This is a genomic window from Clostridium sp. AM22-11AC, from assembly GCF_003473545.1.
Lineage (GTDB): Bacteria > Bacillota > Clostridia > Lachnospirales > Lachnospiraceae > Enterocloster.
Genome location: NZ_QUCM01000010.1, coordinates 1 through 12,023, shown reverse-complemented (window position 1 = coordinate 12,023; position 12,023 = coordinate 1). Strand labels below are relative to the sequence as shown.

Sequence of the window (12,023 nt, the reverse complement as noted above, 5' to 3'; positions counted from 1 at the left end):
TCCTTTTTTAATATTATCTCTAATATTATTAATAATGTTGTTAAATGAATTATAGCATTGCCAATGATATATGTCAAATAGTTTTTGTGCAATTTATTTTATTAATCTTTATTTTTCTGTTTTTGTTTTATTTGTTTTTTACAGTGTATTTTTTAAGTTGCTCTTAATATTATGTGTATTTTCACCTTCACTTCTTTAGCTGTTTTACGCGTGAACTTATTAAAGTAACGTTACATCGAAACATTATAAACCATTTCATTCAAAAAATCATCAACATTTTATTCTTGTCATATAGTATTCAATACTATATAATATATATAGCAATGTTACAATATAAACCGAGGTGACTTTTAATGAAAATAAATGAAGAACGGCTTCAGGATCTTTTCGCCTATCTTGACAGACAGACCCACGTACAACCGGAAGAGATCCCCAATATTGACCTGTATATGGATCAGGTCACAACCTTTATGGAAGAACATTTAAAGAACACCAGACGGTATGAAGAAGACAAGGTCCTTACCAAGACTATGATCAATAATTACGCAAAAAATAATCTTCTCCCACCACCTGTTAAAAAGAAATATTCCAAAGAACACATGCTCATGCTGATCTTTATCTACTATTTTAAGAGCCTGTTATCTTTCAGGGATATTGAAGAACTGTTTAAGCCTATCACCGCCAAACATTTTACAGGTCATGGTTCCAGTCTTTCATTGGAAGACATTTACAGAGAAGTATTTACATTAGAAGAAAGTGAAATGTCCTCTATTAAAACAGATATCGCCTCTAAATTCCAGAAAGCAATGGATACATTCCAGGATGTTTCTGAGGAAGACGGCGACCAGGATTACCTGAAATTATTTTCCTTTATCTGTGAACTTTCCTTTGATGTGTATATGAAAATGCAGATGATCGAGCAGCTGACAGACCAGCTTCGTGCAGAACGTCCGGACCCCAAAAAGAAATAGTTTTTTCTCCCACAAAAATAATTTTTCCATATTTTACCAATTACATCCCCGATTTCTGAAGGTGACTTACGTTATCTTCAAAAACCGGGGATTTTCGTTATTCTCCCTTGAAATAAGCGCTTACAATTTTTTTGTTCATACATAAATTTTTTTGAGATTGTTGTTGCTTTTTGTTTATTTTATGATAAAATAAAAGTATAAATGGTCGGTTTATTATTCGTTTTAACAACTTATTTGTTCCTACCTTGAAAGGAGATTATACATATGTCTACATTCTTTGTAAACGGCAAGTCTGTGACAACTACACGTAAGCAGTCCCTGTTACGGTTCCTGCGTGACGAGCTGAAACTGACTTCCGTAAAAGACGGATGCAGTCAGGGTGCCTGCGGTGCCTGTACCGTTATCATTGACGGTGAAACCTGTCGCGCCTGTGTTCCTACCACGGACACCTTAGAGGGCCGCAACATTATTACCGTAGAAGGCCTTACTGACTGGGAATCCAAAGTTTACACCTACGCTTACGGGGAAGCAGGTGCTGTACAGTGCGGTTTCTGTATCCCTGGCATGGTTATGTGTACCAAAGCACTGTTAGATAAAAATCCAGATCCGACAGAAGCTGAGATACGCTATGCCATCCGCAACAACTACTGCCGCTGTACCGGTTATGTAAAGATCATTGCTGCGATCCGTCTGGCAGCCAAGATCAAACGTGAAGGAATTATCCCGGAAGACAGCGCAACTGACTGGAAGATCGGTTCCAGAGTCCATCGTCTGGACGTAGAAGAAAAAGTTTTAGGATATGGCAAATATCCGGACGACTTCTATTTTGACAACATGTGCTATGGCTCTGCTGTACGAAGCAAATATCCAAGAGCTCGTGTGCTTTCTATTGATATTTCTGCAGCAAAAGCACTTCCTGGTGTTGTGGCTGTACTTACTGCAGAAGATGTTCCTGGTGAAAATCTGGTTGGACACTTAAAGCATGACCAATATACACTGATCCCGGTAGGCGGTCTGACCCATTATCTGGGAGATGCCATTGCCCTGGTGGTTGCTGAAGACAGAGAAACTCTGGAGAAAGCAAAGAAACTGGTAAAAGTTGAGTATGAGGTACTTCCGGCTATCCACAACATTGAAGAAGCAGCTGCACCAGATGCACCTTTAGTATATGATGAGGAAACCTCCAATGTACAGGCTTACAAACATGTCTGTCGCGGCAATGCTGAGGAAGCCATCAAACATGCAGCACACGTTATTTCCCATCACTTTGAGACTCCGTGGACTGAGCATGCTTTCCTGGAACCGGAATGTGTTGTTTCCTATATGGACAGTGACGGCGATGTGTTCCTGATCACTACTGACCAGTCTTCCCATACTACCCTTCACGAATGTACCAGACTGTTAGGAAGCAAAAAAGTCAAGGTACAGAATGCCTTAGTTGGCGGCGGTTTCGGCGGCAAAGAGGATATGTCCGTTCAGCATCACGCTGCACTGATGACCTACTGCACAGGCCGTGCTGTAAAAGTAAGCCTTACAAGAGCAGAGTCTCTCCTGGTACATCCAAAGCGTCATCACTTTGTTATGGATTTCACCATGGGCTGTGATGAAAACGGTAAGATCATGGGCGTTAAGGCAAAAGTTACTTCTGATACAGGTGCTTTCGCTTCCCTTGGCGGTCCTGTTCTGGAACGTGCATGTACCCACGCTGCAGGTCCTTATGCTTATGAAAACTTTGAGATCGAGGGAACTGCTTATTATACAAACAACCCGCCAGCCGGTGCTTTCCGCGGTTTCGGCGTAACACAGACCTGTTTTGCAGTAGAAACTCTTCTGAACATGATGGCAGATGAGATCGGTATCACTCCTTGGGAGATCCGCTACCGCAATGCCATCCGTCCGGGCGGCGTTCTTCCAAACGGTCAGATCGTAGATAATTCCACCGGTCTGGTTGAAACACTGGAAGCTGTAAAAGAAGAATATGACGCTGCTGTAGCTTCTGGTAAAGCCGTTGGTCTTGCCTGTGCTATGAAGAATGCCGGTGTCGGCGTTGGTATCCCTGACTGGGGCCGTGTAAAACTAATCGTAGAAGATGACGCAAAACTGCACATCTATACCGGTGCTTCCTGTATTGGACAGGGACTTGGTACCGTCCTGGTACAGATGGTAGTTACAAATACTGACCTGACAAGAGACCAGATCGTATATGAGCGGAGCAACACCTGGATCGCACCTGACTCCGGTGATACTTCCGGTTCCCGCCAGACTTTAGTTACCGGTGAAGCCTGCCGCCGTGCCTGCGAAAAGGTAATGGAAGCAAAGAATGCCAGCGAACATCATTCCTTAGATGACCTGAAGGGACAGGTATTCTACGGTGAATACCTTGCAAAGACAGACCCGTTAGGAGCTGACGTACCAAACCCTGTATCCCACGTAGCTTACGGTTATGCTACCCAGATGTGCATCGTCGATCCAAAGACCAAGAAGATCGAGAAAATGGTTGCTGCCCATGATGTAGGTAAGGCAGTAAACCCATTATCCTGCGAAGGCCAGATCGAGGGCGGTGTCGTTATGTCCATGGGATATGCTTTAAGAGAGCGTTATCCAATTGATGACAACTGCAAGCCTATTGAAAAATATGGTTCTTTAGGTCTCTTCCGCGCTCATGAAGTACCTGAGATCGAAGCCATTGTTATTGACAAACCTGGTCTGAATGTAGCCTGCGGAGCCATCGGTATCGGAGAGATCACTTCTATCCCTACTGCTCCGGCCATTACAGACGCTTACTATCGCTGTGACGGAGAACGCCGCTACAGCCTTCCAATTTCAGGAACACCTTATGAAAGGAGATTCTAATCATGGCTGTTAAAAAGAAATTTCCATATCGTTCTGCTTTTGTAGCCTGCAACGGCGGATGTCATGTAACAGAAGGCTCCAGCTGTTCCTATGGCTGTATCGCCTGCGGAAAATGTGTAGAAAGCTGTAAATTCGGTGCCATCCATCTGAATGAACATGGCGTAGCTGAAGTAGATGAAGAAAAATGTATCGCCTGCGGACGCTGCACCAGAGAATGTCCTCAGCACATCATCCACTTACACGACTGTGCCAATACCATTGCTGTTAAATGTTCCAACAAAGATAAAGGCAAAGACGCAAGAGGTGTCTGTGCCGTCAGCTGTATCGGCTGCGGCATCTGCGAAAAGACCTGTACTGCCAGTGCCATCCACGTAGAAGACAACTGCGCAGTGATTGATGAAGCATCCTGCTTAAGCTGCGGTATGTGTGCAGTGAAATGTCCACGGCATGCAATCTATGATTTGCGAGGAATTTTTACGAAAGTGAGATAAATATAGCATTGGAACCCCGCCCGGCAGCGGGGTTTCGTGCATATACTCAGGATTTTTCCGCTGTTGGCGGAAGACTTGCAATTTCCCAGCTGCTGACGGGCTTGCGTGCATATACACACGCTTTCCCGCCGCCAGGCGGAGAAAGTCAACTGCCATAACAAAAAACGGGCCCGGCAGCCACATTAGTCAGCTGCCAGAGCCCGTTTTCTCACTCACTCTATTTTACAGAGCATATTTTCCTCTCTTCAGGAACTCGCCCTTCTTCTCTTCTACCACTTTTCCGTCCTTTACAGCCTGAAGTCCACGTAAGAACACGCTTTCCACTCTTCCGGTCACTTTTGTACCTTCAAATGGTGCATAATCTACATTCTGGACCTGATCTTTGGCTGTGATCACATCTTCTACACCTGTACGCATGATCACAAGGTCTGCGTCACTTCCTGGAGCGATCACGCCCTTTCTCGGGTATAAGCCATACAGTTTTGCAGGATTTTCAGACAGAACGCGACACATATCTTCTTTTGTGATACGACCCTTATCTACACCGTAAGTATAGATCAAAGTCCCTCTTGTCTCAGCACCCGGCATACCGCCTGGGATCTTGGTAAAGTCGCCTTCTCCTAACTTCTTCTGCTCTGTGGTAAAGCTGCAGTGGTCAGTAGAAACAGTCTGGATGGTACCGTCTGCCAGACCTTTCCACAAGCAGTCCTGGTCTTCTTTCTTTCTTAAAGGCGGCGCGCACACATATTTTGCACTTTCAAAGCCAGGAAGTTCATAAAGACTGTCATCCATCAGCAGATACTGTGGACAGGTCTCCACATAAACCTTCTGTCCTCTCTTGCGGGCCTGTGCAATCACATCATATCCTTCTTTACAGGTCAGATGCACTACAACTACAGGAACATCTGCTACTTCTGCCAGACGTAACAGTCTTCCAATTGCTTCTGCTTCCGCAGCTACCGGTCTGGTCTTTGGATGGCTGGAAACACCCATTTTTCCTGCTGCCTTTGCTTCTTCCTGTAAAGCTGCAATCATACCGCTGTTTTCACAGTGTACACCGGTGATACCGCCAGTCTCTTTTAATCTCTGTAAGATCTCAAATAAGGTCTTATCATCTACCTGGGTATCATAAGTCATATACAGTTTAAAAGAAGTAATTCCTTCATCCATCATATCCTGGACTTCTTTGGAAACAGAAGGGTTCCAGTCTGTAATAGACATATGGAAGCTGTAATCGCAGGAACACTTTCCATCTGCCTTTTCATGCCAGTTCTTTAAGCCTTCTGCCAGTGTTTCTCCCGGATACTGGGTTCCAAAATCGATAATGGTAGTAGTACCGCCTTTTAAAGCAGCCTTTGTACCGGTAGCAAAATCATCTGCTGTTACAGTTCCTGCCACATGCAGGTCGAAATGGGTATGTGCATCAATAAATCCAGGGAAAATCAGGCATCCAGATGCATCGATCTCCTTATCTCCCGGCTGTGCCAGTTTTTTAATCTCTTCAGCTGTACCTGTAGCCGCGATCTTTTCCCCATCAATGAGGATATCTGCAGGAAAACTTCCGCTTCCTGTGACTATAGTTCCGTTTTTAATGATCTGTCTCATATTATCCAGCCTCCTTTATAATAACAGCTCATAGCAGCCCTCTGTTACGATCTGTTCCGTAGCGATCAGCTGCTCCAGAGAAACTCTGTCCGCAACCGGTGCGCACCAGGCCATTCCACAGCCTGCGCTGATCTGCCTTGGAACCGGGATCAGACGTCCCGGAGCCTCTTTTGCTTTTGCAGCTGCTTCCATTTTCATTGCCATTGTGGTAGTTGGAAATGCAAATACCACCTTCATTGTCTTTTCTCTGGGCATGTTATCTTCCTCTCTCGCTCAGATCCACACGTACACATGCTGACATGCTTCACTGCCTGCTTACGCAGGCGGAACCTTCATTAATGGCTTGTGAAAAAACCTCTAGGGCATGACCAAAAAGCCACGCCCCGAAGTTTTTTTCTTTTATAAAATTAACCGATCAGCAGATAGCTGTAATCAGAAATTACAGTCTTAATGATCTTCTGAATTCCATCCGGAACATTCTCATTTGCAGTTCCAACTGTGTAATCAATTACATTGCCTGCTAAACGTACCTTACAGGTTCCTGCTGCTGCATCAAGAACCGTGAAGCCCTGGTTCTTGCTGTTTTCCATATCTGCTTCATTTGCAAATAAGGTGAACTTGTCAAGATATGGAGCGCTGTCCCATGGGCAGAAGCTGCGGCAGTTGCCACATTCATTACACATATAATCTACATGGATCACCTGATGTTTGTCCATGCCAGGTACTGTTAAGGTTACGTTTGCTCTGTTCGGGCATACCTCTACGCAGTTTTCGCAGATGCTGTTGCAGGAGAGACATCTTCTGCTGTCAGACTCTTCATTCTCCTCAGACAGTTTGCCCTTACGTCCGTAAACAACCTCAGCATCAGCCATCTTGAAGATATCCTCAGATAAATCTCTTCCGATAATAGCTTCTGCTGCTTTCTTACCATCTCTGATGCCTTCTACAACAGTAGCTGGTCCAAAGAGACCATCGCCGGCAACATAAACGCCCTTTACAGAGGTCTCCAGAGTGTTGTGGTCAACAACTGGACGCTTCTTTTCGTCTACAGCGATACCATTTGCTTCGTAGAATGCGCCTGGAACCTTCTCACCAACAGCTGCGATCACAGTGTCAGCAGCGATCTTAACGATCTCCTCAGTCTCAACAACGCTTCTTCTTCCGCTTGCATCGTAATCACCTAACTGCATCTTGCGGCAGATCAGTTCGCCATTTTCCAGTTTAACAGGTGCTAACAGCTCTGCAAACTCTACGCCGTCATCAATTGCCATTACTAACTCTTCTTCATCAGCTGGCATATATCTCTTGGTTCTTCTGTAAACCAGGGATACCTTTTCTACGCCTGCATTGCGCTTTGCAGCTCTTGCAGTATCCATAGCTGTGTTACCGCCACCGATAACAACAACGTTCTTGCCTAAATCTACCTTGCCGTCAGTTGCCTTAAACTGTGCCAGGAACTCTAATGCGTTCATGGTCTCGCCAGCTTCCAGTCTCAGTCTGCCTGGTTCAGAAGCACCAACTGCCAGTACAACGTAGTCATATTCTTTCTTTAATTCATCAACAGAAGTGATCTCTTTGCCGTTTACCAGCTCTGCACCCATAGCACGAACCAGCTCAACGTCATGATCGATTGCTTCGTGGGAAATACGGAAGCCTGGGATCACATTGCGTACAACGCCGCCCATCTTTTCTGCCTTCTCAAATACAGTAACCTTCATACCGCCCTTTGCAAGGAAGTATGCAGCTGCCAGACCAGCAGGGCCGCCGCCTACTACAGCTGCCTTCTTATCAGAAGTAACTGCAGGTGCCTTTAATGCTGCCATAACAGCATCAATTCCGCCCTGTGCAGACTCTAACTTGGTTCTGCGGATATTTACAGAAGCCTCGTAGAAGTTTCTGGTACATTTGCTCATACAGTTGTGCGCACAGATGGTACCGGTGATAAATGGAAGCGGGTTCTTGTTTAAGATAACCTTTAATGCTTCTTCGTACTTTCCTTCACCTGCCAACTGCATGTAACGGGTGATATCCTGATGGATCGGGCATCCTTCCTGACATGGAGCGATAAAGCAGTCTGTTAACGGAACCGGCTTTTTCACCTTTCTGGATGGAAGCGGCTTAACAGCCTTTACATGGTGTTTGTCAGACTTTGCAGCCTCTACCATAGCTTCTACCTTCTCTGCGCTTACGCCAGCGAAAGCTGCTGCTTCTTTTGCCTTAAATAACTGTCCGATCTGCTCTAATCTTTCATAGCCGCCTGGCTTTAACATGGTAGTTGCCATGGTTACAGGCCAGATACCAGCGTCTACGATCTTTGTGATATTAAAGTAATCAGCACCGCCGGAGTAGGAAATACGCAGTTTTCCGTCAAAGTCTTTTGCCAGTTTCTGTGCAACAGACATGGACAGAGCGTATAAAGACTTACCGGACATGTACATTTCTTCACTTGGAAGTTCATTCTGTTTTACATCAACAGGGAAGGTATTTGTGATCTTAACACCAAATTCCAGTCCCTTCTCATCTGCCAGCTTCTGCAGTCTCTGTAACATTGGAACTGCATCTGTGTACTGAAGGTCATCTCTGAAATGGAAGTCACCGAACGCTACATAATCATAGCCCATGTCATCCATTAATTTTCTTGCATACTCATATCCTAACAGAGTTGGATTGCACTTGATAAAGGTATGTACTTTCTTCTCAGTGAGCAGATAGCTTGCGATACGCTCGATCTCCTGTGGAGGACATCCGTGCAGAGTGGAGAGAGTTGCACAGTTGCAGATTTCAGGGGAGATACTTTCAACATCCTCTTTTGTCAGGTTATCAAAACGATCCAGGTTATCTAACAGCCACTGACGGCACTCATTAAAAATAGGTGCTGCAGAAGCATCCTTCATTCCTTCAATAAAACGGTCTACCTTTTCCAGTTTGATGCCGTCCAGGTCATAACCAACGGACATATTAAACTGGAAGCCGTCCATAGAGCCAAGGCCATATTCCTTAGCTAATACTTTACAGGCAAACCATGCTTTCACGTACTCATCATATGCCTGCGGCACATAAAGCTCAGTGGACCATTCACAGTTGTAGCACTCATCATCAGCCTTGATACATGGCTTTGCTACCGGAAGGTCTTCACCATCTAACTTCTGAACTGTCTTTAATTCAAAGAAGCGGCTTCCTGCCACATAAGCAGCTACAATATTCTGGGTCAGCTGGGTGTGTGGTCCTGCAGCAGGTCCGAAAGGTGTCTCTAATGTACGTCCAAAGATCTCATATTTCTTGCTCTGATCTGCAACAAAAGGTCTTCTGATGCCGAAGATCGCGCCTTTCTTGTGTTCCTCCAGGATCCAGTTCATCATTTTTCCAAAGGGAATGGGTGTCATAATATCGCTCATATTCTATTTCCTCCTTATATATAGCACCCGATCAGGTCCCAGCACCGTAGGGGGGCTTCTGCAAAATTTTTGTATCTTTGCAGAAGCCAGTTTTTATCTTTCAACGGCTCAGCCGCCCGGATATTCCGGTGTGCTGTTTTCCCGCCGCCCTGTAATCGGCTATTACTAATTAATTTACATCAGTTCAACCATGCGCTGATTTGAATGAGAAAGCGTGTTGCAAGTTCGCTTGCATAAACACTTTCTTGTTCAAATCAGCATATGGTGGATCCACCAAGCCTCTTGTTTTCATGAATATGGAAACAAGAAGATGGCATGGTTGAACTGTAACATTTACATTATTAACCGTTAATGGAACGTTCCAGCTTCTTAGCCTCTTCTCTTACTTCGTAAAGAACCTTCTCTTCATCAATTCCGATCAGCTCTCTGTCTTTCATTAAGACTTTACCGTTGCAGACTGTGGTAACAACGCTGCGTCCGGTCATACCGAATAAGATGTGGCTGTTGATATTAGAAGCATCCATAGGTGTTCTCGGTACATAATCTGTAACGATCACATCTGCTGCTGCGCCTTCTTTTAATACGCCTAACTGCTTCTTGAAGTAGCGGTTTGCGATCTTAGCATTTCCTTCAAAGAGCATCTGAGGAACTTCGCCCCATGCTGCATTTGCGTCACACAGATGATGCTTGTGAAGTACATTTGCTACCTTATAAGACTCCAGAACATCCTGTGTATAACCATCTGTTCCAAGACCTGTCAAGATACCTCTGTGAACGATCTCCATGGTTGGAGGGCATCCGCAGGCATTACCCATGTTAGACTCAGGGTTGTGTACTACCATAGTATCAGTTGCCTTGATCAGTTCCATCTCATGTGGGTTTACATAGATACAGTGGCCAAGTAAAGTCTTGCTTCCTAAGATATTGCAGTCGTATAAACGGTCTACAATGCGCTTTCCATATTTATGTAAGCAGTCATGAAGATCTTCGATACCTTCTGCAACATGGATATGATATCCAACTTCATCTGGTTTGTTTGCTGCAGCAAATTCCATTGTCTCATCTGAAATGGTAAACTGTGCATGCATACCCATCATACCAGCAAACATATCTGTATCATCTGCTAATGCATGCTTGATCCATCTTGCATTCTCTAATACAGCTTCTCTGGACTTGTCCATACCGTCACGGTCAGATACTTCATAACACAGACAGGCTCTTACACCAAATTCTTTTGCAGCATCTTCGATGGCAAACAGGCTGTCCTTGATCTGGCCAAAGCTTGCATGATGGTCAAATACAGTGGTAACACCGTTCTTGATACTGTCGATGAAAGTAACTCTTGCGCTCTGACGGGTCTGCTCATTGGTCAGATGGCGGTCGATGGTCCACCATAATCCGTCTAAGATATCTAAAAATCCGTGAGGATCATATCCTTTAATGCTTAAGCCTCTTGCCATTGCACTGTAGATATGCTCATGTGTATTAATGAAAGCCGGCATGATAACGCCCCCCTTAGCGTCTACAAACTCAGCTTCCGGAAACTCCTTTTTGATCTCTTCCAGAGTTCCTACTTTCTTAATAGTAGTTCCGTCAATTGCTACTGCTCCATTTTCGAAAAATGGCTGTCCGGCATCTCTTGTAACCAGACGTCCGTTTCCAATGATCAACATATGGCTCTCTCCTTTTCCTATATAATAACAATGTTGTCGTACTCTTATATTAACACCTGGAAATACCATTTGCAAGGGAAAAATACAATTTTTTTTAGTTATTCAAAATTTTTTTGTAAAAAACTATTGCAATCTGTTTTATTTGTGCTATTATGTAATCATAAACAACGCAAAAATGTTTTGCAGATTGTTTATTGTACAAAGTTACCATATCATATTATGAAAGTCCGAAATGAGGAGGTTGTTCATGGCATACACACTTAGCTTGCTTGAACAGATTGCAGACGGCCTTGCAAGACAGTTCGGACCAGACTGCGAAATTGTGATCCACGACTTAAAGCGCCACGACCTGGAACACTCTGTTGTACACATCAACAACGGACATATCACCAACCGGCGTGAAGGCGACGGACCATCTAAGGTAGTTCTGGAAACCCTGCATAGGGATCCGGCTTCACTGAAAGACCATCTTGGTTATCTTACCCGCACATCAAACGGTAAGATCTTAAAATCCAGTACGTTTTTTATCAGAAACCCAGAGGATTCCGCTGTGGATTACATTTTTTCCATCAACTACGATATCACCGGTCTGATGACCATTGAGAGATCCATTAAAGCTCTCATCAGTACAGAAGATCCAAGTGATACCAGACAGCAGCCAGAACAGATCGTACACAATGTAAATGATCTTCTGGACAACCTGATCGAACAGTCCGTAGCTCTGATTGGAAAACCGGCAGCTCTTATGAATAAGGAAGAAAAAGTAACCGCCATCCAGTTTTTGAATGACGCAGGCGCTTTTCTCATAACAAAATCAGGAGACAAAGTCTCCAAGTATTTTGGAATTTCCAAATTTACTCTGTACAGTTACATCGACGTAAACAGTCGTAAATCATCTTAAGAACTAAAAATTTTTAAGAACCAAAAATTTTAAGGAGGATAAAGTAACATGGATCAGAAGATTCTGTGGGCAGTAAACAAAATGCCTAAAACAGATGACAAAAACCTTCCAATTATGGGACTTGAGGAGATCAA

At 44.2% G+C, this 12,023-nt stretch carries 8 protein-coding genes; 4 read left to right on the top strand and 4 right to left on the bottom strand.

Annotated features, from left to right (window positions below; all coding sequences use genetic code 11):
- Window positions 1–353 precede the first annotated feature (353 nt).
- The 3 genes from DW251_RS10450 (at window position 354) to DW251_RS10440 (ending at window position 4,315) form a co-directional block, all read left to right on the top strand.
- Window positions 354–971, top strand: a complete 618-nt coding sequence (locus DW251_RS10450) for a DUF1836 domain-containing protein (protein ID WP_021869014.1) — start codon at window positions 354–356, stop codon at window positions 969–971.
- Window positions 972–1,235: 264 nt separating this feature from the next.
- A complete protein-coding gene (gene xdh / locus DW251_RS10445; RefSeq protein ID WP_021869015.1) occupies window positions 1,236–3,824 on the top strand; it encodes a selenium-dependent xanthine dehydrogenase in 2,589 nt (862 codons plus the stop codon).
- A gap of 2 nt (window positions 3,825–3,826) precedes the next feature.
- Window positions 3,827–4,315 carry a 4Fe-4S binding protein gene (locus DW251_RS10440; protein ID WP_021869016.1) on the top strand — a complete coding sequence of 163 codons (489 nt, stop codon included), beginning with the start codon at window positions 3,827–3,829 and terminating at the stop codon, window positions 4,313–4,315.
- Window positions 4,316–4,537: 222 nt separating this feature from the next.
- Here the strand turns inward: DW251_RS10440 and hydA are convergent, their stop codons facing one another.
- The 4 genes from hydA to ssnA form a co-directional block, all read right to left on the bottom strand.
- Window positions 4,538–5,920 (bottom strand): dihydropyrimidinase, encoded by a 1,383-nt coding sequence (hydA, locus tag DW251_RS10435; protein ID WP_021869017.1) that lies wholly within the window; start codon window positions 5,918–5,920, stop codon window positions 4,538–4,540.
- Window positions 5,921–5,935: 15 nt separating this feature from the next.
- Complete coding sequence (locus DW251_RS10430) at window positions 5,936–6,175, bottom strand: DUF3343 domain-containing protein (protein WP_021869018.1); 240 nt, start codon at window positions 6,173–6,175, stop codon at window positions 5,936–5,938.
- Window positions 6,176–6,327: 152 nt separating this feature from the next.
- Complete coding sequence (gene ygfK, locus DW251_RS10425; protein ID WP_021869019.1) at window positions 6,328–9,315, bottom strand: putative selenate reductase subunit YgfK; 2,988 nt, start codon at window positions 9,313–9,315, stop codon at window positions 6,328–6,330.
- Window positions 9,316–9,656: 341 nt separating this feature from the next.
- Window positions 9,657–10,988: a putative aminohydrolase SsnA gene (gene ssnA, locus DW251_RS10420; RefSeq protein WP_021869020.1), complete on the bottom strand. Its 1,332-nt coding sequence runs from the start codon at window positions 10,986–10,988 to the stop codon at window positions 9,657–9,659.
- 247 nt (window positions 10,989–11,235) lie between these two features.
- Here ssnA and DW251_RS10415 point away from each other — a divergent pair, with 247 nt between their 5' ends.
- Window positions 11,236–11,889 carry a helix-turn-helix transcriptional regulator gene (locus tag DW251_RS10415; protein ID WP_118301015.1) on the top strand — a complete coding sequence of 218 codons (654 nt, stop codon included), beginning with the start codon at window positions 11,236–11,238 and terminating at the stop codon, window positions 11,887–11,889.
- The last annotated feature ends 134 nt before the right edge of the window (window positions 11,890–12,023 follow it).

Bases quoted from the DNA above. Each gene is read 5' to 3' on its own strand.
- ssnA (WP_021869020.1), bottom strand. From the start codon at position 10,988: ATGTTGATCATTGGAAACGGACGTCTGGTTACAAGAGATGCCGGACAG.
- xdh (WP_021869015.1), top strand. From the start codon at position 1,236: ATGTCTACATTCTTTGTAAACGGCAAGTCTGTGACAACTACACGTAAG.
- DW251_RS10450 (WP_021869014.1), top strand. From the start codon at position 354: ATGAAAATAAATGAAGAACGGCTTCAGGATCTTTTCGCCTATCTTGAC.
- ygfK (WP_021869019.1), bottom strand. From the start codon at position 9,315: ATGAGCGATATTATGACACCCATTCCCTTTGGAAAAATGATGAACTGG.
- hydA (WP_021869017.1), bottom strand. From the start codon at position 5,920: ATGAGACAGATCATTAAAAACGGAACTATAGTCACAGGAAGCGGAAGT.
- DW251_RS10415 (WP_118301015.1), top strand. From the start codon at position 11,236: ATGGCATACACACTTAGCTTGCTTGAACAGATTGCAGACGGCCTTGCA.
- DW251_RS10430 (WP_021869018.1), bottom strand. From the start codon at position 6,175: ATGCCCAGAGAAAAGACAATGAAGGTGGTATTTGCATTTCCAACTACC.
- DW251_RS10440 (WP_021869016.1), top strand. From the start codon at position 3,827: ATGGCTGTTAAAAAGAAATTTCCATATCGTTCTGCTTTTGTAGCCTGC.